General features: G+C 69.7%; 21 protein-coding genes and 1 riboswitch. Of the genes, 8 read left to right on the forward strand and 13 right to left on the reverse strand.

The window, feature by feature from the left end; genetic code table 11:
* Positions 1-28: 28 nt before the first annotated feature.
* Together ACT89H_RS18580 and ACT89H_RS18585 are read right to left on the reverse strand one after the other, a co-directional pair.
* Positions 29-1,195 carry an MFS transporter gene (locus ACT89H_RS18580; protein WP_445110058.1) on the reverse strand — a complete coding sequence of 389 codons (1,167 nt, stop codon included), beginning with the start codon at positions 1,193-1,195 and terminating at the stop codon, positions 29-31.
* Between the two features lie 312 nt (positions 1,196-1,507).
* Positions 1,508-2,725: an NADP-dependent isocitrate dehydrogenase gene (locus tag ACT89H_RS18585; protein ID WP_445109889.1), complete on the reverse strand. Its 1,218-nt coding sequence runs from the start codon at positions 2,723-2,725 to the stop codon at positions 1,508-1,510.
* 580 nt (positions 2,726-3,305) lie between these two features.
* Positions 3,306-3,416, forward strand: a riboswitch (SAM riboswitch).
* Between the two features lie 86 nt (positions 3,417-3,502).
* Between ACT89H_RS18585 and ACT89H_RS18590 the strand changes: the two genes are divergently transcribed.
* Entirely contained in the window at positions 3,503-3,646 is a 144-nt protein-coding gene (locus ACT89H_RS18590; RefSeq protein ID WP_445109890.1) for a hypothetical protein, read from the forward strand.
* Positions 3,643-4,800: a homoserine O-acetyltransferase MetX gene (gene metX, locus ACT89H_RS18595; RefSeq protein ID WP_445109891.1), complete on the forward strand. Its 1,158-nt coding sequence runs from the start codon at positions 3,643-3,645 to the stop codon at positions 4,798-4,800. Before ACT89H_RS18590 ends, metX begins: the two co-directional genes overlap by 4 nt.
* A gap of 43 nt (positions 4,801-4,843) precedes the next feature.
* Here metX and ACT89H_RS18600 read toward each other — a convergent pair whose 3' ends face one another.
* Complete coding sequence (locus tag ACT89H_RS18600; RefSeq protein WP_445110059.1) at positions 4,844-5,089, reverse strand: DUF3017 domain-containing protein; 246 nt, start codon at positions 5,087-5,089, stop codon at positions 4,844-4,846.
* Positions 5,090-5,565: 476 nt separating this feature from the next.
* Between ACT89H_RS18600 and ACT89H_RS18605 the strand changes: the two genes are divergently transcribed.
* Entirely contained in the window at positions 5,566-5,988 is a 423-nt protein-coding gene (locus ACT89H_RS18605) for a hypothetical protein (protein ID WP_445109892.1), read from the forward strand.
* A 122-nt stretch (positions 5,989-6,110) separates the two neighbouring features.
* A complete protein-coding gene (locus tag ACT89H_RS18610; RefSeq protein WP_445109893.1) occupies positions 6,111-6,575 on the forward strand; it encodes a tRNA (cytidine(34)-2'-O)-methyltransferase in 465 nt (154 codons plus the stop codon).
* A gap of 17 nt (positions 6,576-6,592) precedes the next feature.
* On the opposite strand, the gene ACT89H_RS18615 is transcribed toward ACT89H_RS18610, so the two are convergent.
* The 7 genes from ACT89H_RS18615 to imuA' all read right to left on the reverse strand — a co-directional run bounded on the left by ACT89H_RS18615 (position 6,593) and on the right by imuA' (position 15,425).
* Complete coding sequence (locus tag ACT89H_RS18615) at positions 6,593-6,826, reverse strand: DUF167 domain-containing protein (protein WP_039796172.1); 234 nt, start codon at positions 6,824-6,826, stop codon at positions 6,593-6,595.
* The gene (locus ACT89H_RS18620; RefSeq protein ID WP_445109894.1) at positions 6,783-7,778 is read right to left on the reverse strand and encodes a DUF4349 domain-containing protein; all 996 of its coding nucleotides are present in this window, start codon (positions 7,776-7,778) and stop codon (positions 6,783-6,785) included. The genes ACT89H_RS18615 and ACT89H_RS18620 overlap by 44 nt, the downstream gene beginning before the upstream one ends.
* Before the next feature lie 89 nt (positions 7,779-7,867).
* Positions 7,868-11,221 carry an error-prone DNA polymerase gene (locus tag ACT89H_RS18625; protein ID WP_445109895.1) on the reverse strand — a complete coding sequence of 1,118 codons (3,354 nt, stop codon included), beginning with the start codon at positions 11,219-11,221 and terminating at the stop codon, positions 7,868-7,870.
* Between the two features lie 54 nt (positions 11,222-11,275).
* Positions 11,276-11,731: a hypothetical protein gene (locus ACT89H_RS18630; protein WP_445109896.1), complete on the reverse strand. Its 456-nt coding sequence runs from the start codon at positions 11,729-11,731 to the stop codon at positions 11,276-11,278.
* Between the two features lie 144 nt (positions 11,732-11,875).
* Positions 11,876-12,610, reverse strand: a complete 735-nt coding sequence (locus ACT89H_RS18635) for an alpha/beta fold hydrolase (protein ID WP_445110060.1) — start codon at positions 12,608-12,610, stop codon at positions 11,876-11,878.
* A 531-nt stretch (positions 12,611-13,141) separates the two neighbouring features.
* The gene (locus ACT89H_RS18640) at positions 13,142-14,725 is read right to left on the reverse strand and encodes a DNA polymerase Y family protein (RefSeq protein ID WP_445110061.1); all 1,584 of its coding nucleotides are present in this window, start codon (positions 14,723-14,725) and stop codon (positions 13,142-13,144) included.
* Positions 14,726-14,738: 13 nt separating this feature from the next.
* Positions 14,739-15,425 (reverse strand): DnaE2-dependent mutagenesis accessory factor ImuA', encoded by a 687-nt coding sequence (imuA', locus tag ACT89H_RS18645; RefSeq protein WP_445109897.1) that lies wholly within the window; start codon positions 15,423-15,425, stop codon positions 14,739-14,741.
* Positions 15,426-15,908: 483 nt separating this feature from the next.
* Between imuA' and ACT89H_RS18650 the strand changes: the two genes are divergently transcribed.
* Positions 15,909-17,030: a serine/threonine-protein kinase gene (locus tag ACT89H_RS18650; RefSeq protein ID WP_445109898.1), complete on the forward strand. Its 1,122-nt coding sequence runs from the start codon at positions 15,909-15,911 to the stop codon at positions 17,028-17,030.
* A gap of 42 nt (positions 17,031-17,072) precedes the next feature.
* Here the strand turns inward: ACT89H_RS18650 and ACT89H_RS18655 are convergent, their stop codons facing one another.
* Together ACT89H_RS18655 and ACT89H_RS18660 are read right to left on the reverse strand one after the other, a co-directional pair.
* Positions 17,073-17,708, reverse strand: a complete 636-nt coding sequence (locus ACT89H_RS18655; protein ID WP_445110062.1) for a response regulator — start codon at positions 17,706-17,708, stop codon at positions 17,073-17,075.
* Between the two features lie 111 nt (positions 17,709-17,819).
* Positions 17,820-19,040, reverse strand: coding sequence for an ATP-binding protein (locus tag ACT89H_RS18660; RefSeq protein ID WP_445110063.1), 1,221 nt, complete (start codon positions 19,038-19,040; stop codon positions 17,820-17,822).
* 348 nt (positions 19,041-19,388) lie between these two features.
* Here ACT89H_RS18660 and ACT89H_RS18665 point away from each other — a divergent pair, with 348 nt between their 5' ends.
* The 3 genes from ACT89H_RS18665 (at position 19,389) to ACT89H_RS18675 (ending at position 21,503) form a co-directional block, all read left to right on the forward strand.
* On the forward strand, positions 19,389-21,092 hold the full coding sequence (locus tag ACT89H_RS18665) for a PspC domain-containing protein (protein ID WP_445109899.1): 1,704 nt from the start codon (positions 19,389-19,391) through the stop codon (positions 21,090-21,092).
* Positions 21,085-21,303, forward strand: coding sequence for a hypothetical protein (locus tag ACT89H_RS18670; RefSeq protein ID WP_445109900.1), 219 nt, complete (start codon positions 21,085-21,087; stop codon positions 21,301-21,303). Before ACT89H_RS18665 ends, ACT89H_RS18670 begins: the two co-directional genes overlap by 8 nt.
* Before the next feature lie 74 nt (positions 21,304-21,377).
* Positions 21,378-21,503 carry a hypothetical protein gene (locus ACT89H_RS18675; RefSeq protein ID WP_445109901.1) on the forward strand — a complete coding sequence of 42 codons (126 nt, stop codon included), beginning with the start codon at positions 21,378-21,380 and terminating at the stop codon, positions 21,501-21,503.
* Positions 21,504-21,562: 59 nt separating this feature from the next.
* Here ACT89H_RS18675 and guaA read toward each other — a convergent pair whose 3' ends face one another.
* Positions 21,563-23,137, reverse strand: coding sequence for a glutamine-hydrolyzing GMP synthase (guaA, locus tag ACT89H_RS18680; protein WP_445109902.1), 1,575 nt, complete (start codon positions 23,135-23,137; stop codon positions 21,563-21,565).
* Between the last annotated feature and the right edge of the window lie 7 nt (positions 23,138-23,144).

Raw genomic sequence — 23,144 nt, forward strand, 5'->3', positions numbered from 1 at the left:
TCTCGGTCAGGCTCCCGCTTCGGTGCCGCTACGACGCCGCGCGCTGGGTCTGCCCAGCAGGGCGCGAGCTCCGCGCGGTCCAGACGGTGACCGTGAACAACGCGACACCGGTCGCGGCCAGAACGGCGCCGACCACGGCTGGGGCCGTGTAGCCGAGTCCCGCGGCGATGACCAGACCGCCGAGCCAGGCACCCGCGGCGTTGGCGATATTCAAGGCGGCGTGGTTGAGGGCGGCGGCAAGAGTCTGAGCATCCGCCGCGACGTCCATCAGACGGGTTTGCAGTCCGGGCGCCAGCGCGGCTCCGGACGCGCCGACCAGCAGAGCACCGAAGGCCGCGGTGTACGGGTTGTGCACGGCGGCGACGAAGCCACCGAGGATGACGGTCATCGCGACCAGTGATACCCGGATGGCGCGGTCCACGCCGCGATCGGCCAGCACGCCGCCGACGATGTTCCCGATCACCATGCCCACGCCGAACAGCATCAACACCAGCGGGACCAGTCCGGCCCGCAGACCGGCGACGTCGGTGAGCGTGGTCGCGATGTAGGTGTAGACGGCGAACATGCCACCGAACCCCACAGCGCCGACCAGCAGCGTCAGCACCACCTGCGGGCGACGCAGCGCGCCGAGTTCGGTCCTCGGATCGGTCACCGTGATGCCGGTGAGCTCCGGGACGAAGCGCAGCAGCGCCACCACGGTGGTCACCCCGATGAGCGCGACCACCACGAACGCATCGCGCCAGCCGAGATGCTGGCCGAGCCAGGTAGCTGCGGGAACGCCGACGACATTGGCGGCGCTCAATCCCAGCATAACTGCGGCAACTGCCTTGGCCCGCTGGCCTACCGGGGCCAGAGTGGCGGCGGCCAGCGAGGCGACACCGAAGTAGGCGCCGTGCGGCAAACCCGAGACGAATCGCGCGAGAACCAGCATCTCGAACGAGGGCGCCAGGACGGTCGCCGCGTTTCCCACGGTGAACGCCACCATGAGCGCGACGAGCAGGCGTTTGCGCCGCATCCGCGCGCACAGCGCCGCGATCAGGGGCGCGCCGATCACCACACCGAGCGCGTAGGCCGATACCGCGTACCCCGCGGTCGGCTCGGAGACGCGCATGGCCGAAGCGATGTCGGGCAGCAACCCCATGGTGACGAATTCGGTCGTGCCGATGCCGAAGCCGCCGAGAGCCAGGGCGAGCATCGCGGGCACATGCCAATCGGTTCGTCCGGGCGACGCGGTGGTGCTGGTGGTCAGGGCGCTGGTCACGTGTTCATGTAACCGGCCTCGTCCTACGTTCGCTTCCCGGGCGAACGTGAGTTCGGCCACGCACCGCCGCTGAACCATGCGGATGACCTGCGGTCGCGAAACGGTCCGGGCACCCGTTCCACCGATGGTGGGCCGGGTGCCCGATATTCAGCCCGGCGCTGGGCGAGCACCCAGCGCCGGAGTCGGCCGAGCGACGCGGCTCGGCCCCGCAACCCCGGCCCCGCGACGACGCGGCGCCGGAGCGGCTCAGCGCAGCGCGCGAGCCAGGTTGGCGTCCAGCGCGCCGAGGAACTCCTCGGTGCTCAGGTAGCCCTGGTCCCCACCGACGAGCAGCGCGAGGTCCTTGGTCATCTGGCCGCCCTCGACGGTCTTGATGACGACGTCCTCCAGGGTCTGGGCGAAGCCGATGACCTCGGGGGTGTTGTCCAGCTTGCCGCGGTGCTCGAGCCCGCGGGTCCAGGCGAAGATGGACGCGATCGGGTTGGTCGAGGTCGGCTTGCCCTGCTGGTGCTGGCGGTAGTGCCGGGTAACGGTGCCGTGCGCGGCCTCGGCCTCGCAGGTGCGGCCGTCCGGGGTCAGCAGCACCGAGGTCATCAGGCCGAGCGAGCCGAAGCCCTGCGCCACCGTGTCCGACTGCACGTCGCCGTCGTAGTTCTTGCACGCCCAGACGTAGCCGCCCTCCCACTTCATCGAGGAGGCGACCATGTCGTCGATCAGCCGGTGCTCGTAGGTCAGGCCCGCGGCGTCGAACTGGCTTTTGAACTCGGCGTCGAAGATGTCCTGGAACGTGTCCTTGAACATGCCGTCGTAGGCCTTGAGGATGGTGTTCTTGGTCGACATGTACACCGGGTAGTTCTGCTGCAGGCCGTAGTTGAACGACGCCCGCGCGAAATCCTCGATGGACTTGCGGAAGTTGTACATGCCCATGACGACGCCGCCCTCATCGGGCATCTTCACGACCTCGTGCACGATCGGCTCGCTGCCGTCGTCCGGGGTGAAGGTCACGGTGACGGTACCGCTCTGGAACACCTTGAAGTCGGTGGCGCGGTACTGGTCGCCGAAAGCGTGACGGCCGATGATGATCGGCTTGGTCCAGCCCGGCACCAGCCGCGGAATGTTCGAGATGATGATCGGGGCGCGGAAGATGGTGCCACCCAGGATGTTGCGGATGGTTCCGTTGGGCGAACGCCACATCTTCTTCAGACTGAATTCCTTGACGCGCGCCTCGTCCGGAGTGATAGTGGCGCATTTCACGCCGACGCCGTGCTTCTTGATGGCTTCGGCGGCGTCGACGGTGACCTGATCGTCGGTCTTGTCGCGGTACTCGATGCCGAGATCGTAGTACTCGAGGTTCACGTCGAGATAGGGGTGGATCAGCTTGTCCTTGATGAACTGCCAGATGATCCGGGTCATCTCGTCGCCGTCGAGTTCTACGACGGTGCCTTCAACCTTGATCTTGGACATGGATCTTCGTGTCCTCCTAGGATGGTGCCCTCATTGCACGGCCAGGCGAACACGCTTGTGAGCGGACCCCAGCTGTTCCAACAGACAACGTATATGTCCCGCGTTGTCGGCGAGACATGTGGTGCAAACAAGACAAGCGTACTGCTGCCGAATTCCGCACCGCACGGGGCAGCCCCCGAAGTGAGCTGGAGCACCTCGGTCACCCGATTGGCACGCCCGTCCAACACCTCGGCGGGCCGCCCGCGCAACCGCCGTCGCCGCCATGATCCGCCTTCCGTTCCGGTACGGCAACCGCCCGGCAGACGACGAAGCTCCGCGCGGCGCCGTCACGCCGCGCGTATCTCGTTCCAGCGGATCGGACCGCGACCGCAAGCCACGCCCCGACCTCGGAACTTCGATCAGGTTCTCCGGCTGGTCCCGGCGAACAGCGGACCCATGCCGCGTACGGTGAGCACGTTGGGCCCGCAGCACCGGCCGATGCCGTTCCCGCCCACCTGCCGCGCGGCGCCGAGCACCGCGGACCAGTGAGTTCGGAGGAGGATTTCGGGCGCCGACCGCCCGCCGGTTATGATGCCGGACAGGTCATGAGTGCCAGCGCCAAGCCCCGGCTCGCTGGTCGGCAACCCTCCAGCCGCGGTGGGGTGCTCCGGGTGATGACCTGGCTCCCGAAAGCCGGGAGCAAGCGCGTAACAGGAGGTCGCCGGCATGTGTTGTTGTTCGTCACCAACCCACCGCTAACCCCTGCTGTACCGGCGAACACCTGCTTGGGAGCAAACCATGAGTGAATTCACCGCGCCCGGGGCCGAGCGAGGCCCGGCGCAGTCGGCCCCGCACAGCCACGGCGCCGAGTTCGGGATCGTGCGTTTGCTCCCGGATCCTCCGGCAGACCTGCACGCCGGTTGCACGGCGGCGGCGACATGACAGTGAACACCGAAGCGAGCGCGCGGACCTCCGGCATCACCCTGCCGCCCCCGGACGGGCAGCTCGGCACCATCGCCATCGGAGACGTGCGACTGGAGAACGGCGCGGTCATCCCGGACGTCCACCTCGCGGTGCAGCGCTGGGGTGAACTCTCCCCCGAACTGGACAACGTGGTGCTGGTCGAACACGCGCTGACCGGCGACTCACACGTGGTGGGCAAGCCCGACGACGTGCACCCGCTGCCCGGCTGGTGGGACGGCATGGTCGGTCCGGGTGCACCGCTGGACACCGACGAATGGTGCGTGATCGCGACGAACGTGCTCGGCGGCTGCAAGGGCAGCACCGGGCCGTCCAGCCCCGCTCCGGACGGAAAACCCTGGGGCGCACGGTTTCCCGCGATCTCCATTCGTGATCAGGTGACCGCCGAGGCCGCTCTGCTCGATCTGCTCGGTGTCGAGCGGCTCGCCGCCGTGGTCGGCGGGTCGATGGGCGGTATGCGAGTGCTCGAGTGGATGGTCGGCGCACCGGATCGGGTCGCCGCGGCACTGGTGCTCGCGGTCGGGGCCCGCGCTACCGCCGATCAGATCGGCACGCAAACCACGCAGATCGCGGCGATCAAGGCCGATCCGGACTGGCAGGGCGGCAACTATCACGGCACCGGCCGCGCTCCGACGACGGGGATGGCCCTGGCCCGGCGGATCGCGCACCTGACCTACCGCACCGAATTCGAGCTGGATCACCGGTTCGGGAACAAGCCGCAGGGCGACGAGGACCCGTGGAACGGCGGCCGCTACGCGGTGCAGAGCTACCTGGATCATCAGGCCGAAAAGCTCTGCCAGCGTTTCGATCCCGCCACCTACGTACTGCTGACCGAGGCGATGAACCGCCACGACGTCGGACGCGGCCGGGGCGGCATCGAGGCGGCGCTCACGGCGACGCCGGTGCCGTGCGTGGTCGGAGGCGTCGACTCCGACCGGTTGTATCCGTTGCGGACCCAGCAGGAACTCGCCGATCTGCTGCCCGGTTGCGACGGACTGGAGATCGTGCACTCCCGCGACGGGCACGACGGATTCCTCACCGAGGCGGCGGCGGTGTCGAAACTGCTGACCGAGACCATGCGGCTGGCCCGCGCCGGGGTGCGACCCGAACGCTGACGGCCCACTCCCGCGGCTGCCCGAGTTCGGCGCCGACCAGCCGTCAGCCGACGCCGAGTGTGTTGATCGTGGCCGCGAGAAACAGAATGCTCGAGCCGAGCAGCGTCAGCGCGCCGACGTCGAACGGCTTGCTGCGCACCGCCAGCAGTCCCACCCGTACGGTCGGCAGACACAGCCGGAACGCCGCCGCCAGCAGCGTCGCACCGCCGAAGAAGAACGCCCCGCGCCGCCACCGATCGGACGCCACGAACACCACCGCCACCACGATGACCAGCGTCACGACGACCATCGGCAGATGGGAACGCAAGAACTCGGCCCCCGGACTGCGGCGCCTCGCGATAGGCGTGTCGGGATCGGTCACTCCCCGATTCTTGCAGACTCCCCGCCGCCGGTCCGCCGAAGGTATCCGAGCAGACCGAAATACCAACCGATCCCTACGAAAACAGCAAGGCGCAGGTTAGGGGCTAAAACCGTACTCTGCTGTGCGGCGGCTGCTTCGGCATCGTCAGCATCGCGGCCGACGACATTAAGGACTCCGCGTCCGGTACCGGGAATCGAGCAGCCACGCCGGACGGACCGGCGGCACCTGCGAAATCCGACGCCGCCCCCTTGGGCAGGGAGGTCCGCCGACGAGTGGCACATGGCTGCGGCAAAAGGCGAGTAGGCCCCGCACTGGTGTGCCACTCGTGTGGCTGTAAGCGGGCGGCGCCGGGCAGCACTGGTGCGTCAACCTGGGCATGTTCAGGTGGCTGGCATCATTCGATCATGATCCTGCGACGACTTCCCCTTCTCTTGCTCGCCGCACTACCGGCGATGGCACTCGGCTCCGGCGCCACCGCTACCGCGGCACCTCCACTGTCGCCTCCGGTGCTCGAGGAGATCTTCTCGGTGCCCGGAACCGTGTCGGCGAAATTTCACAACCCCAACGCCGAGGGCGTGTGCTGGGTGTACAACGACGACACCGGGGAGATCTTCGGCGGCAACAACCCGACGTCGTTCGCCATCGCCGACGGCAAGATGGTCCAGACGTCGCTCGGTAACGGCTCCCTGCCCGCCGGACAGGTGCGCGTGCGTGGCGCGTGCGCCGGGGCACGCCCCACCGGTGATCCCCGCCAGGGCGATGCCTCGAGGACGGACGTCGTCACCGTCGACGTGATCGGCAGGCCGAGCACGGGCAGCTTCGGCTGATTCCTGGCCGGCCGCGGAGCCCGGGCCCGGTCACGGCACCGGCTCCGGGTTTCTCTCCGGTGGTCCACGAGCTGGGGATCGCCGTTCGCGGTGGTTCTCGATCACCTGGTTGACTGACACCCGTGTTCCATCTGATGTTCCATCAGCCGTGCATTCCGCCGAATACCGGCAACGCGATCCGGTTGGTCGCGGGGACCGGGTGTCATCTGCATCTGATCGAGCCGTTGGGGTTCGATCTGTCGGAACCGAAGCTGCGCAGGGCCGGGTTGGACTACCACGATCTGGCGGCGGTGACGGTGCACCCGAATCTGGCGGCGGCGTGGGATGCGTTGCGCCCGGAGCGGGTTTTCGCGTTCACGACGCAGGGCACCACACGGTTCACCGACGTGGCCTACCGCGAGAACGACGTGCTGCTGTTCGGCACCGAGCCCACCGGCCTGCCCGCGGAGGTGCTGGCGGACCCGCGCATCACCGACCGGCTGCGCATCCCGATGCTGCCCGGCCGCCGCTCCATGAACCTCTCCAACGCGGCCGCCGTAACCGTCTACGAGGCATGGCGCCAACTCGGTTTTCCCGGCGGGATGTGATCTCTGCGACAGCGACGTCAGGAGACGTCGATTTCGAATCGTTTGAACCGGGAGGTCGCGCCCGCCGTCAGCCGGACGGCGGACTTGGGGACTCCGTAGTGGCCTGCGAGCAATTCGATGGCCGCCTTGTTGGCCTTGCCTTCGACGGCGGGAGCCCGCACGTACAGTTGCAGGCTGCCGTCGTCGAGGGTCTCTACCAGCGGGCCCTTACGGCTGTTCGGCTTGATCGTCGCCCTTACCACCGTCGGCACTGTTGCCTCCTGCGCTGGTTTCCGCGCCGTCGGAGGCGCTGCTCACCGGCTCCCCGGGAGCCGGTGCCGATTCTCCCGCACCCGGCGCGGGCTTGCGCCGCCGCACCCAGCGCACGATGCCCCACAGCACGGCGGCCACCACCGCCAGGAAACCGAGCCACGGAATCGCCTTGCCGCTGAAAACGATCACGTCGTGTAGCCAGTGGACCAGGGAGTTCCAGCCGGAGACGATGCCGTCCCAGAAGGTGTCGGGGTCGTCGCCGGAGTGCTTGGCATCGGTGGTGACGTCGATGGTCAGCGTGGACAGGGCGACCTGGTCGTCGAGTCTGCGCTTCTGCGCGGTGAGACTGTCGAGTTCGCCCTGGCGGCTGGACAGCGCCTGCTCGGCGGCGAGCAGGTCGGAGGTGGTGGTGGCGGCCGCGATGAGCCCGCGCAGCCGGTCGACCGAAGCTTGCAGCGCCTTGATCCGCGCGTCCAAGTCCTCCCAGCGCATGGTGACGTCGTCGCGGTTGGTGGTGACCCGAGTGATCCGCCCGACCCCGCCGAGGCCCGCGATGAACGCGTCGGTCTTGTCCGCGGGCAGCCGGACGACGAGTGTGGCGCTGGGCTCGGTGTCGTCGGTGCCGGGCTGCTCGGTACGGCTGTCGACCCGGCCGCCCGCGGCGCGCACCTGGTCGATGATCGTGCCCGCCGCGGCGACCGGCGCGTCCGCGGTGATCTCGACGCTGCCGGTGACCACTTCCTTGCGCGTTGTCGTCGGTTCGGCGCCGGAATTGTCCTCCCGCTTCGGCGGCGCGTGCTCGGGTAGCCCCGGCGGCACGAGCGCTGGAGCGGCGGGCCCGGTGACCCCCGACGACGTCCGATCCCGAGCGGGTGCCGCGTTGTCGCTACCGCAGCCGGTGAGCAAGATCAACCCCAGCACGCCGGCGCACAGCACCGCAAGCTTCCTCATGTCAGGCACAGTAGCCGTTCACGACGCGCGGAAAGCCCCGCACAACAGTTTCTCTAGAACGCTTGTGACACTTCCGCAGAGCAACCGGCTCAACGGAAATCGCGAGATTTGGACGTCATCCGCAGATCCAATCGCTGGAGATGTTCGGCGACCACGCTGACCACACCCTCGGCATTCTGCACCCGTCCGCGGATGAGCAGCGCGGCGGCGCCCTGGGCCAGACGGCGGTAGCGCCGCCACAGCCCCGGCGAACAGACGATGTTCACCATGCCGGTCTCGTCTTCCAGATTGAGAAAGGTGATCCCCTCCGCGGTCGCCGGACGCTGCCGGTGCGTCACCGCGCCGCCCACCAGGACCCGCGCACCGTCGAGCACGGTGAGCAGACCAGAGGCAGGTACGACACCGAGGGCGTCCAGGTGCGGGCGCAGGAACTGCGTCGGATAGCTGCCCGGCGAGACGCCGGTGGCCCAGACATCGGCGGCGGCCGTCTCCAGATCGCCCATCCCGGGCAGGACGGGCGCGGTGGTGACCGCGCCCGTGCCGGGCAACCGGTCCGGGCGCTCGCCTGCGGCGGCGCCCGCCGCCCAGAGCGCTTCACGACGGGTGACGCCGAGGCTGCCGAGCGCGCCCGCCGTGGCGAGCGATTCCGCTTGCGCGACGGTGAGCTCTACCCGGCCGGTCAGGTCGAGGAAGGACGTGTAGGGCCGCTCGCCTCTGGCGGCGACGATGCGCTCGGCGAGGTCGTCGCCGATCTGGCGGATCGCGGCCAGGCCCAGCCGCACCTCGGTGCCCTTCGCCTCGAGGGTGGGCTCGGCACGGCTGGCGTTGATATCGGGACCGTGCACCGCGACCCCATGCCTGCGCGCGTCGGCGACCAGCGACTGCGGCGAGTAGAACCCCATCGGCTGAGCGCGCAGCAGGCCGGCGCAGAAGGCCGCGGGATGATGCAGTTTGAACCAGGCCGAGTAGTACACGATCGAGGCGAAGCTCTGCGAATGACTCTCCGGAAAACCGAAATTCGCGAAGGCGTAGAGCTTCTCGTAGATGCGGTCGGCGACCTCGCCGGTGATACCGTGCCGCTCCCGCATGCCCTCATAGAGCCGCGCTTTGAGACGATCCATGCGCTCCGGTGACCGTTTGGAGCCCATGGCGCGGCGCAGCTGATCGGCCTCGACGGCGGTGAATCCGGCGACGTCGACGGCCATCTGCATGAGCTGCTCTTGGAACAGCGGCACGCCGAGCGTGCGTTCCAGCGAATTCTTCAGCGCCGGATGGTCGTAGACGACATCCTCGGCTCCGTTGCGCCTGCGGATGTAGGGATGCACCGACCCGCCCTGGATCGGGCCGGGACGGATCAGTGCCACCTCGACCACCAGGTCGTAGAAGCTGCGCGGTCGCAGCCGGGGCAGGGTGGCCATCTGCGCGCGCGACTCCACCTGGAAGACACCGACCGAGTCCGCGCGCGAAAGCATCTCGTAGACCTCGGGTTCGGCCAGATCGAGCGCGTGCAGCTCGACGGTCTCGCCTTTGTGCTCGCGGACCAGATCGATCATGTAGTGCAGTGCGGAGAGCATGCCGAGGCCCAGCAGGTCGAACTTCACCAGATCGATGGCCGCGCAATCGTCCTTGTCCCACTGCAAGACGCTGCGGCCGGGCATGCGCGCCCATTCCACCGGGCAGACGTCGGCGATCGGCCGATCGCAGATCACCATGCCGCCGGAGTGGATGCCGAGATGCCGCGGCAGACCCTCGAGGTCGGCGGCCAGTTCCAGCACCTCGGCCGGGATGTCGGTGTTCGTCTCGGCGCCCACCCCGGACCAGCGGCTCACCTGCTTGCTCCACGCGTCCTGCTGGCCGGGTGAGAAGCCCAGCGCCCGTGCGGCATCGCGCACCGCGGACTTGCCGCGATAGGTGATCACGTTGGCCACCTGCGCGGCGTACTCGCGGCCGTACTTGCGGTAGACGTGCTGGATCGCCTCCTCCCGGCGATCGGACTCGATGTCGACATCGATATCCGGCGGGCCGTCGCGTTCCGGGGAGAGGAAACGCTCGAACAGCAAGTGATTGCGCACCGGGTCGACATTGGTGATGCCGATCGCGTAGCAGACCGCGGAGTTGGCCGCCGAACCGCGGCCCTGGCAGAGGATGTCGTTGTCCTTGCAGAAGCGGACGATGTCGTGCACCACCAGGAAGTAACCGGGGAATTCCAGGGCGTTGATCACCGCGAGTTCGTGCTCGATCTGCCGGTATGCCTCCGGGTTCTCCTCGGGAGTCCCGTAGCGCGCCGCGGCGCCCGTCATGGCGAGTTCGCGCAGCCAGGACTGTTCGTCGTGTCCGGCGGGCACATCGAAGGGCGGCAGGTTCGGGGCGATCAACTGCAGGTCGAAGGCGCATTCGCGGGCCAGGGCCGCCGCGTTCGCCACCGCCTGCGGGCAGTCGGCGAACAACCGCGCCATTTCCGCCCCGGACCGCAGGTACGCACCACCGGCAGGGGCCAGCCAGCCCGCTATCTCGTCCAGGCTCCGCCTGGCCCGGATCGCCGCGAGCGCCATGGCTCGGCGGCGCAGGCTCGGCGCGGCGAAGTGCGCTCCGGTGGTGGCGAGCACGGGCAGGCCGAGACGATCGGCCAAGGCGATGAGATGCGCGTTGCGCTCGTCGTCCTCCGGGATGCCGTGCTGGGTGAGTTCCACGCTCACCCGGTCGTCGCCGAAGCGGTCGGTGAGCTCCCGCAGCGCGGCTTCCGCACGTTCGAGCCGGGTGCTGCCCGCGCGTAAGTCGAGTTCGAGCGCCTGGCGCAGATGCCCCTTCCGGCATCCGGTCAGGATGTGCCAGTGGCCCTCGGCCGCCGCGGTGAGCGTGTCGAGGTCATAACGCAGGATGCCCTTCTCCCCTGCGGCCATGTGCGCGGCGGCGATCTCACGGGAAAGTCTGCGGTAGCCCTCGTGCCCGCGGGCCAGCACCAGCAGATGCGGCCCGGCCGGGTCCGGCGTGCCGGTGCGCGGCGCCGAGTCGGGGGCGGCGGCGTGCCCCCGCGCGGTGCCGGGCACCTGCGGTTCGAGTGCCGTGCCGAGCGATAGTTCGGCTCCGAAGACGGTGGGCATGCCCCATTCCTCGGCGGCCTCGGCGAAGCGGACGGTGCCGTAGAAGCCGTCGTGGTCGGTGAGCGCGATCGCGGTCAGGCCGAGCCGCACCGCCTCCTCCACCAGTTCCTCCGGATGGCTCGCACCGTCCAGGAAGCTGTAGGCCGAATGCGCGTGCAGCTCCGCGTACGGAACCGTCGGTTCATCGACAGGGCGCACCGGCTCCGGACGGTACTCGCCGCGCTTACGCGACCACGCCGGGCTGTCACCGCCGTCGCCCGGATACCGCCCATCGGGCCTCGCCCGCCCGGACAGCACCCGCTCCATCTCCGCCCAGCTCGGCGGACCGTTGCCCCAGCCCACGACTCACCTCCTCGCATCGAACATACATTCGAAAGGTGGCGATGTACAGGCGGGTCAGGATGCCCGGAGCCGTTCGACGGAACCGGCGGCCAGAGCGGCTTCGACGCCCCGCAAGCGAGTCCGGATGAGCGCGCCGTAGGCATCGCAGGCGAGGACGTCGAGATGCCCGCGGGCGATGGCCAACTGCATCTTGGCGACTTCGAACTCGCCTACCCGGCGATGACTGTCGGCCAGGTTCAGATAGAGCGACGGCAAAAAGCCGCGCAGACCTTCGTCCAGCGGCACACCGGGCCCGAACACCACGGCCAGGGCGCGCTGATCCCAGCGCAGCGCCTCGACGGGCTCCTCCTGGAGATCGGCGAGATGATGTGCGACCACGCAGCGCTGCAACACTCCGCCGTGTTCGCCGAGTTCGTCCCACAGCTTTTCCAACGCCCGTCGCCCCGCCGCGGGGTCGACGCCACCGAGCCGCACCGCGGCAAACACCTCCGCCATCCGATCGTCCGACATGCGCTGAGTATCGCACATATGTTCGAACGATTCGAGAGTTGTTCGATTCCTTTCGAACACCCGCGAATCCGCAGGCCGCGTGTGGTTCTCGAACCGCGGCACGACACGCCGCGGTGCCCTGGGGGCGACCGGTTCCGCCCCGATTCAGCCTGCCAGGAACGGCCGGACGGCCGCGGCGAACTCGTGGTAGCGGTCGCGGTGGATGCTGTGACCGCAGGTGAAGGTGGTCACCGTGCAGTCGGCGAGGCTGTCCCGCAGGATGGCGAGTTTCTCCGGATCGACCATGCCGCCCGGTCCGCCGCACAACACCAAAGTGGGTGCGGTGATGTCGGAGAGGCGGTCCCACCACTCCGGGTTCGGCTTGCGGAACTGCTCCAGCGCGGTCTTCGTCATGGAGCGGTCGAAGGTGAGTACCGCGCGCGGGTGCCGGACCAGGCTGGAGGTGGCGTGCCACAGTTCGGGCGCGGTGGGAAACCGGCGGGTCAGGCGCAATTCCTCGGCGCCGGACCGCAGTGGGAGCGGGCACTCCTCGATGACCAGCCTGCGCGCCAGTTCCGGCCGCTCCTGCGCGACGCGCGACACCGCGTAACCGCCGAGCGAATGCCCGACCAGATCCACCGCGGACAGTTCCAGGTGGTCGCACAGGCGCAGCAGATCGTCGCCGAACTCGTCGAAAAGATAGGAATCGGTGTGTGAGCTACGGCCGTGTCCGCGGAGATCGGGGATGATCACGCGGCGTCCCGATCGCGCGAGAACGCGCGCGAACCGGTCCCACGTGTGCCCGTCGCCGCCCATGCCGTGCACGAGCAGCACGGGGATGTCGCTGACCGCCCCCACCCCTGAATCCCGATAGGCGATCCGCACGTCTCCGAATGTCATCTGGCCCAGCGTCAGATCCACGACCAACGAGGATACCGGCAGTCATGCACCGGCCCCGCGTGGTGTAGCGCTGATCACCCTCCACGGCGAAAACGCGATTCGGGCGGCACGTACCGGAGCCGGATATGCGAAGTTCGTTGTCACATCGGTGTTTCGAGTAACGCGAATACGCCTGGAGCATGGGTGAACTCGGAGCGAATACTCGCCGCATGCCCTCCTTCGCCGATTTCGACCGCCGCGACTACCCACCGTCGACCGGGGTACGACGGTGGGGCGCCGACCTACGAGTAGACCGTCTCGGATGCGATGGATCTCGCTCCGCTCGCCGCTATTGCGGTTGGACCTCGGTGGAGTGCGGCGCGCGGCCGACCTCGCCTGCGGCACGGGCTAACCGGAACTCGGTTGCGCGACCGCGGAATACCGCACATCGACGGCGTCGACGTGAGCCAGGGGATGTCGGCGTCGGCCGCCGAACGCGGCGCCCACACCACGCTGACCCGAGCGGATGTGCGGGCCACCCGGAATGGGCCCTCAGTCGTAAAGCCCTTCCGCGCGCCAGGTTCCGTCGTGATAGACCAGCAGCAGCACGCGGCTGGTGGCGGTGGCGGTGGCGAGTTGGACCTGCGCGCGGGCGGTGCATTCCGCATTGTCCGAATCGGGGGCCCACCAGCGTTCGTCCACCGGCCACGGGCCTGCCCAGCCGGTGAGCCGCCACTGTTTGCTCCCCCAGCGCAGCAGCGCGGGATCGGCGTCGAACAGGGCGCGGTCGGTGACCTTGACGAGCGCGCCGTCGGCGGTTTCCAGCCGCACCAGCGGGCGGTTCGGCAGGATCACGGCGGGGGCGGGCTCGGGCAGCCGGCCCGGCCACGGCTGCGCGGGGTCGGCCGCGGGAACGAGTTCGTCACCCAGCGCGACCATGGTGATTCGTTCGGCGGGGCCACGTCCGCCGCTCAGCACGCCGACCCGCACCGCCTCCCCGCCGAGCAGCCCCTGCACCCGGATCAGCGCGCGGCGGGCACGCTCGTCCTCCTCCCCGTCCCCGCCCCACAAGCCGAGTTGCAGCGCGCCCGCCGTGACCACCTCGACCGGTTCCAGCCGCAGCACGGTGATCGGCGCGGTGGGCCGCGCGCCGTCGCGCCGGGTGAGCCAGCCGTCCAATTGCCAGCGCACCCGATCCGCCGTGCCCTCCGGCGTGAGCGGCTCGGCGCAGCGCCAGATCCGCGAAAGATGCTCCCCCGCCGCGGTTTCAGCGTGCACCGAAAGTCTGGTGCAGGCCAGCCCGGCATCCGCGAGCGCGCTGTGCAGCCGGATGGCGAGCAGGCGACCGGCGAAGGCGGCGGCATCGACCCGCTCGATCGGCGGATCACAGCGGTATTCCACCATCAGATCCGGCGGCGGCTGCCGCGCGGACGGCGGACGCTCCGGCTCGGCTCTGGCACAACGATGCGCGAGCACGGCGTCGGTGCCGAACCGGGAGGCGACCTCCGCCGCGGAGAGCGCGGCGAAATCGCCGATCCGGCGTAGCCCCAAGCGGTGCAGCAGATCGACCAGATCGGCGCGTTCCGGTGCGGCCAGGCTCGGTTCGACCGCGAGTTCCCCGACCGGCAGCGATGCGAGGAACCGCGCTCCCGCCCCCGCGGACACGATCGCGGCGCGCCGGGCGGCGATCACCGCCGTGGACAGCTCATCGGCGATCCCGATCTGCGCTTCCGCCCCGGCCGCGGCCACCGCGTCGACCAGGCGCTCGGCCGCCGCCTCCTCGGACCCGAAGAACCGCGCCGCGCCGCGCGCACCGAGCACGAGCAGCCCGGGTCGCAGCACCTCCACCCCGGGCACCGTCGCGGCCACCGCGGCGACCAGCGGTTCGAACAGTCGCGCGTCCCGATCCTGATCCTGTTGCGCGAGGTACAGCTCGGGGCAGCGGGCCTGCGCCTCTCTGCGCTTCAGGCCGCGGCGGACCCCTTCGGCTCGCGCGATCGCCGAACAGGCCACTACCCGGTTGGCGAACAGCACCGCCACCGGCCGCGTCGCGGACAGTCCAGCCACCGCCGCCGCGGCGACCGCGGGCCAGTCCGGGCACCACAGGGCGAGCACCCGCTTCGATCCCGGCCGGATCACGGCGCCGCACTCATGACACGGCCTCCTGTGTGTCGACGGACTCGACTGGCGGAGCGGCCTTTTCGCGCAGTACCCATTCCACCCGCCCCGCATTCGGGCACAGCTCCAACCGCCCGCGCCGTGGCGGTCCCGCCTTGCCGCGCACTTCGACCGTCACACCGAGCGAACGCAAGCGTCCGCGCCCCCGGCCGAGACCCGCGTACCCCGCGATGCGGGCATCGAGCTGGAGGGACGCACCGGGCCAGCGACCGTCGGCGACCACCAGGGTGGCGCCCTTGTTGCGGGCACGGGCCGCGATCACTCGGCTGCGAGCAGGCGCGACGGCGGCGCCCCCGAGCCCGAGCACGATCAGATCGAGCCCGTCGAGCAGCACCGCGGCCACCTCCACCGGATCGGGGCCGGGATCGGCGATCACGGCCAGCCGCCGCAGCTGCGCCCCCATCTCCACCGCGGCGAGCAGACCGAACCGGGGCATGCCCACCACCGCGGCGTGCCCACCATCCGCGGTCACCGCGGCGAGCAGACCGGCCAGCAGCGAACTCGCTCCCGTGTAGGCCACCACGGAACCCGTGACCAAGCCACCCTCCGGCAACAGCGGCGCGAGAGCCGAGGGCACCGGCAATGCCGCTCGGCGCGCCCCGTCTCCCAGCGGAGCCCGATGCGCTGCCGATTCACCGCGCCCCGGCACCGCCGCCATGCGTCTACGCAGTTCAGCCAGGGAGGGTGCCTCTGCCCGCCCACCACCGCGCGACAGCGCGCCCCGATTCACCCCTCCCTGCGATATCGCATCCGAACCCATCTCAACCACCCACTTCCCGCGATGGACCCGAGGCGAAGCATGCGGAGCGACCCTCGATTGAGCGCCAGCACCGATTCAGCTATCGATTTGTATCGAATATACGTTCGATACCGACCCAGTAGAAACCGACCCCCGGGTTTCGTCAAGCTGCGACGCCCTCGTGTCGCGAACGGTCGGCTCGACCGGCGTCCGACTCGATGCGGGAGGCGGGGACCGACCCGGCGCGCGCCCGGCTACTACGCCCGGCGCCCAGTCATCGGTATGGTTTGTGGCACACATCCGAACCCGGAGCGCGCCCGACACAGAGCCGTGCCCTGGTGTCTCACCTATGCGCGAACACGAATCAGGCCAGCTAGCCCCATTTTCCGCTACCCTGCACCCGTGACCGAACGCGCTCGTCCCACTGTCGGCCCCCAATATCTCGTCGCAGGCCGCTACCGCCTCCAGTCGAAGCTCGGTGGCGGCGGTATGGGCGCGGTCTGGCTGGCACACGACCGGCTGCTCGACCGGGACGTCGCGATCAAGCAGGTGCTCACCACCGCCGGGCTCGGCGAGGCCGAAGCCCATGCGGTCCGCAACCAGATCATGCACGAGGGCCGGGTCGCCGCGAAACTCTCGCACGACCACGCCATCGCCGTGTACGACGTGGTGCTCGAGGCCGGTGAGCCCTGGCTGGTGATGGAGCACCTACCCTCGCGCAGTGTCGCGAAGGCACTGGCGCTGGTCGACACGCTGCCGCCGATCGAGGTCGCGCAGATCGGCGCCCAAGTCGCCGACGCGCTGGCCGCCGCGCACGCGGTCGGCATCGTGCACCGGGATATCAAGCCGGGCAACATCCTGGTCGCCGACCGGGGTCCCGGGGTGGGCATGGCGAAACTCAGCGACTTCGGCATCTCCCGTGGTGCGGGCGATCTGCTCGACGAACCGGACGGCGTGATCACCGGCACCCCCTCCTACCTGCCTCCCGAGGTCGCCCGCGGAGCGCAACCGACCAAGGCCAGTGACGTGTTCTCCCTCGGCGCCACGCTCTACACCGCGATCGAAGGACAGCCGCCGTACGGCTTCGACGAAGACAGCGACGTCATCGTGCACCGCGCCGCCATGGCGCAGATCATCCCGCCGACCCGCAGCGGCATGCTCACCCAGGCGTTGCTGCACATGATGGAGCCCGCGCCGCAGCGCCGCCCGACCATGGCCGAGGCGCGCGACGAGATCCTCACCGCCGCTTTCGGTCCCGGCACCGGACCGCACATTCTCGGCGCGCCGGTCCGCACCGAGGACGGCACCATCCCGTTCTGGGCGGCACGCAACTCGGCAGCCGGGATCCGCAGCCCGCACTCCACACCGCTTCCCCGCCCGCATCGCAATCTCGCCGGGGCGGCCGCGGCCGCGCCTCCGCAGCGCCCCAAGGATTCTCAGCCGGGCAACGCCCCCCTGGCCATCGCCGTGGGACTGCTGATCGGCCTGGTCATCATCATCGGGATCATCGTCGCCGTCCTCTGACGCCGGCGTTTGCGGCCGCGGGTACGCGGAACCGAACGGCGGTCAGTCGATGCGGCGGCGGTGCGCCCAACGGGTCAGGGCGTTGCGATTGGACTGCTGGGTCTTGCGCAACACGTTGGAGGCGTGCGTCTCCACGGTCTTCACCGAGATGAAGAGGGATTCGGCGATCTCGCGGTAGGTGTAGCCGCGCGCGAGCAGGCGCAGCACCTCCAGCTCGCGCGGGGTCAGGGAGTCGAGTTCGGGGTCGAGGGGCGGTTCGGGTACCGGGGACCTCCCGGTGAACGAGTCCAGTACGAAACCGGCCAGGCGCGGGCTGAAGACCGCATCGCCGCCCGCCACCCGGCGGATGCCGTCGGCCAGCTCGGCTCCCGAAATCGTCTTGGTGACATACCCTCTCGCCCCGGCCCGGATCACCGCGATCACGTCCTCGGCCGCGTCGGACACGCTCAGCGCCAGGCACACCGGCCCGGGCTCGATACCCCCCAGCACCGCGACCCCACCGCCGTCGGGCATGTGCACGTCGAGCAAGACGACGTCGGGCCGTTCGGCGTTGATCCCGGCCACCGCCTCCACGACCCCGCCTGCCTCCCCGACCACCTCCATGTCCGCCTCGCGGCTCAATTCAGCACGCACCCCCGACCGAAAAACGGCGTGATCATCGACGAGAAAGACCCGCACGGTCACCTACTTCTCCTAACCGACCCTTGACCCCTCACCCGTACCACACTCGTCCCCCATGCGCTCCGCGCCCGTCCTTCGCATTCCGCACAGGAGGCGAGGAGCGCAGGCCTAGTCGGCGGCCCGAACGGGCTCTTCGTCCGGGGTGGCGCAGCCGGAATCGGCGCGCGGCATGATGATTCGGACCTCGGTGCCGCGGCCCGGCGTCGACCGGATGTCCACCTGGCCGCCGCGGCGCTCGATCCGGCCGCGAATGGACTTCGCCACGCCGCGGCGATCTTCCGGCACGGACGCGAGGTCGAAGCCGCAACCGCGGTCACGGACGAAGATGCTCACCTGATGCGGCTCGACCTCGGCGAACAGGTCGATCTCCGGCACACCCGCGTGCTTCGCGGCGTTGACCAGTGCTTCCCTGCTCGCGCCGAGCAGTGCGGTGAAGTGTTCCTTCGGCAGACCCGATCCGGAACTGTCGACGTCCATCGATACGTCACCGACGGTCACCGGCGCCACCTTCACACCGTGCTGGTCCTCCACCTCGCCCGCGATGGTCCGCAGGGCCGCGGCCAAGCTCGACTGCGCGGGGCCGGCATCCTCGAACAGCCACTTCCGCAGCTCCCGCTCCTGGCTACGGGCCAGCCGCAACACCTCCTGCGGGTCGTCGGACTGCCGCTGGATGAGCGCGAGTGTCTGGAGCACGGAGTCGTGCAGGTGCGAGGCGATCTCCTCGCGTTCCTCGTTGCGGATGCGGGCGGCGCGCTCGGCGTTCAGCGCGCGCATCATGCGCAGCCACAGCGGAACCGTCAACAATCCCGCGCCGATCAGCGTGACCGCCACCGCCAGCAGCGCCGATCCGATCGAGCTCAGATTGATCCTGGCCAGCACCACCACCCCGAGACCGGCCACGATCAGTGTCGCACCGGCGATGATGCGCGACCAGGTGACCACCGAAGGACGCGCGGGCAGCCCGAGCAGCGAACGCGGTCCGTCGACGTCGTACTCCCGCCACACCAGTGCCGCGCCGACCGCCACCACGATGATCGGCGCGATCACCTTCGCCGCGGTCCCACTGAAAACCCAGGACACGGCGATCGCGAGGCCGAGCCCGAGCATCGCGAGCCCGATCGCCTGCCGCCGCTCCGCACCGGAGGGTTTCGCCTGATCCGACCCGCCCGGCGTGAAGATCCACAGCAGCCCGTACGCGACGACGCCCGCCCCGGCCAACGCGGACAGCAGCACGAACGCCACTCGCACCTTGAACACGTCGACACCGAGATGGTCGGCCAGACCGCCCGCCACCCCGCCGACGACCCGGCCGCCCGACCGGCGGATCATCCGCGCCTGCGGCGGCCAGGGGACCGGCGCGGGCACGGGTCCCAGCCCACGGGCAGCGTCGAACCCCCGGGGGTCGGAACCCCGGGCGCAGAACCCCCGGGCGTCGAACGCGGGAACAGACGGGTACATGTCTTCGATACTGGCACGGCGACGAAGCTGCCAGCATCCGGATTCACCCTGATCTTGCTCGTCCACACCCGCGCCGACCAGGGCGTACGCTATCCAGCCCGATCGAGCCCGTGCATAGCTGAAAGTTTGCTGCATCAGCGGATCGGTCCAAGTGTTCAGGTCGTTTTTCAGGGTTCCCCCCGATGCGCCGATTCCGCGGATCGGCACACCATGGGAACCATGACGAAAACGAGCCTCGGCGACCAGGTCCAGCAGATATGGCAGACCCGGCCGGTCCGATTGCCGCAGCAGGGACCGGTCGCGGGCGTCGCGGCGGGGTTCGCGCGCCGCTACGAGATCGATCCGGTGCTGGTTCGCGTCGCGTTCGTCGTCTCGACGATCTTCGGCGGCGCGGGCATCGTGCTCTACCTGCTGGCCTGGCTGCTGCTGAGCGCAGCGGGCGACCAAGCCTCCGCGGCCGAGTCGCTGGTCGGCAAGGGCCACAGCTCGCAGTCGCAGACCAAGACCATCGTGTTGATCGTGGCCCTCGCCATCGCGGTCAGCACGATGGGGCCGGTCGGTGTCGGTCTCGGCGGATCCGGCCTGATCAGCCTCGCCCTGATGCTGGCGGGCTGGTGGATGCTGCACCTGCGCACACCGAACCCGCCGCCGGGAACCACCGAAGCGTTCGGCGGATTCGCCCAGGAGAGCGGAATCAACGCCACCGGCTACCCCGGCGCGGTCTTCCCACCTGCAGCAACCCGGACGGTCGGCGACCTGTACGTGCCGCAGGCCACCATGTACACGCCGTACACGAAACTGCCGGATTCCTACGTCCCGGAGACGCCCGCGCCCGCTGTGGACGGCGCAACGGTCCCGCTGCACAAGCCCGGGGCCGAGATACCGGACGAAGCGGCGAAGCCCGCTGCCGGATCGGAGACGAGTTCGTCCGAGGAATCGGACGCTCCGCCCGCCACCGTCGGCGATCGAGATGCACCGGCTGCGGCCGGCAGCGGCCGGACCGATCCACCCGCCCCCGTCGGCGATCAGGACGCACCGGCGGCCGACAGCGGCCGGACCGATTCACCCGGTTCGGTCGGCGAAGCCGGAGCGGGCAAGGCTCACACGGTCCGAGCCGATTCGGCAGGCAGCGAACCGGGCACGACGATGTCACCGTCCGACGGCCCGGTCCCACTCGGCAAAGACATTCCGGCACTCGGCCGCGCTGCGAACCCGTATGGCCCCGCAGCCGCGCACCCCGCGATCATCGGCGGCCCGACCCCACCGTCCTGGGACCCGCTCGGCGTCGCGCCACTCGCCTGGGACCTGCCGGAACCCACCCCGGAACGCACTGTCGTCACCCCGCCGCAGCAGCGTCCGCGCTCGCGCCTGACGCCGGTGGTGATCGGCTCGGCCATCCTGGCGGCGGCCGGTGCGGGTGCGGCGGCGGCCTCGGGTGCGGAATGGATGACACCCGGCCGCATCGCCGCGGTGGCGCTGGCCGTGATCGGTCTCGGCCTGGTGCTCGGCGCGTTCCTGCGGCGCGGCTACGGCTTGCTGGTGCTCACCGCGCCGCTCGCCGGGTTCGTCCTGCTCGCCTCCGCCGTCGGTCCGGTCGAGTTCGACAAGGACCTGGGCGACCGCACCTGGGCGCCCGCCTCCGTCGCCGATCTGGCCCGGAACTACCAGCTGACCATGGGCACCGGCACGCTGGACCTGCGGTCGGTGAAACTGACCGAGAACCGCGCCGTGGACATCGAGGTCCGGATGGGTGAAGCCCACATCCTGCTGCCCGCGGACATGACCGTCCGCACCCGGTGCACAGCGACGATGGCCGAGGCCCTCTGCCCCGAGGGCATCAGCGGCCCCGCGACTCCCGGCGCGCCGGTACTGGATCTGAATGTCGACGTCCGCGTCGGAAACGTGGAGGTGCAACGTGGCTGAGAACGAGAAGAGGCAGACCACGGACTCTCGCCGCGGCCCCGCCACCTCGCTGCTCATCGCGGGACTGCTGTCCCTCGCGATCAGCGTGTGGGCTTTCGTCGGCCCGGCGTCCTGGCCCGCGGCCAGCATGATCCCGATCGGTTGGATCGTCGTGCTCGCCGCGATCGTCATCGGCATAGTGCTGGTGATCTCCCCCCGCAGACGACCATGAGCATGCGGCCCGTCCATCCCGGACGGGCCGCTTCGCGTTCACAGCCGCACTTGCCTTCTACGACAGGACACCGCATGAAGCGCGACGAACCCACCGAACAGAGACCACCCGCCACCCCGCCGGATCCCCGCCCCGGCGCCACGAACGGCGCGCTGCTCGGCCACCTGATCCTGCACAGCGCGTTCCATCGTCCCCGCTGATCTCTCCGCGGATTCGATGACGGCGGCGAGCAGTTACCGCCTGCTGTGCAGTCGAGAAATCACTCCCACTCGATGGTGCCCGGCGGCTTGCTGGTCACGTCCAGGACCACGCGGTTGACCTCCGCCACCTCGTTGGTGATCCGGGTGGAGATGCGCTCCAGCACCTCGTAAGGCAACCGGGTCCAGTCGGCGGTCATGGCGTCCTCACTGGAGACCGGGCGCAACACGATCGGATGTCCGTAGGTGCGGCCGTCGCCCTGCACGCCGACGCTGCGGACCTCCGCGAGCAGCACGACCGGGCACTGCCAGATCTGTGCGTCCAGACCCGCCGCCGTCAGTTCCTCGCGGGCGATGGCGTCGGCCCGGCGCAGCGTCTCCAACCGATCCGCGGTGACCTCACCGACGATGCGGATGGCGAGGCCGGGACCCGGGAAGGGTTGGCGGGCAACGATTTCCTCCGGCAGCCCGAGTTCGCGTCCGACCGCGCGGACCTCGTCTTTGAACAGCAACCGCAGCGGTTCGACGAGATCGAACTCCAGATCGTCGGGCAGACCGCCGACATTGTGATGACTCTTGATGTTCGCGGTGCCGCTGCCGCCGCCGGACTCCACGACGTCCGGGTACAGCGTGCCCTGCACCAGGAACTCGACCTTCGGCGGCGCGCCATCGGCCGCCCCGTGCTCGAGCACCACCTCGCCCACCGCGTCCTCGAAGGAGCGGATGAACTCCCGCCCGATGATCTTGCGCTTCTCCTCGGGATCGGTGACGCCCTTCAGCTCGCCGAGGAACTTGTCCACGGCGTCGACGGTCACCAGCTTGGCGCCGGTCGCCGCGACGAAGTCCTGCTGCACCTGCTCGCGCTCCCCGGCCCGCAACAGGCCGTGGTCGACGAAGACACACGTCAGCCGATCCCCGATGGCGCGCTGTACCAGAGCGGCGGCGACGGCGCTGTCCACCCCGCCCGACAGCCCGCAGATCGCGTGCCCGTCACCGATCTGCTCGCGTACCGAGGCGATCAGCGAATCGGCGATGTTCGCCGGCGTCCAGGTGGCGGGGATACCGGCGAGCTCGTGCAGGAACCGGCTCAGCACCTGCTGGCCGTGCGGCGAATGCAGCACCTCCGGGTGGTACTGCACACCGGCCAACCGGCGCGCGCGATCCTCGAAGGCTGCGACCGGAGCGCCCGCGGTGGTGCCGGTGACCTCGAAGCCCTCCGGCGCGTCGGTGACCGCGTCGCCGTGACTCATCCACACCGGCTGAATGGTGGGGAGGCCGCCGTGCAGCAAACCGCCGTCGATGTTGAGTTCGGTGCGCCCGTACTCACGGGTGCCGGTGTGCGCGACCGTGCCGCCCAGCGCCTGGGCCATCGCCTGGAAGCCGTAGCAGATGCCGAAGACCGGCAGCCCCAGATCGAACAACCGCGGATCCAGCTGCGGCGCGCCCTCGGCGTACACGCTGGCCGGACCGCCGGACAAGATCACCGCGAGCGGCTGCTTGCCCGCGATCTCCTCCACCGTCGCGGTGTGCGGAACCACCTCCGAGTACACGCTCGACTCGCGAACCCGACGCGCGATCAGCTGGGCGTACTGTGCTCCGAAGTCGACGACGAGGACCGGTCTCTGGGTTTGTGCCACTCGCCCA

This window comes from Nocardia aegles, from assembly GCF_052545135.1.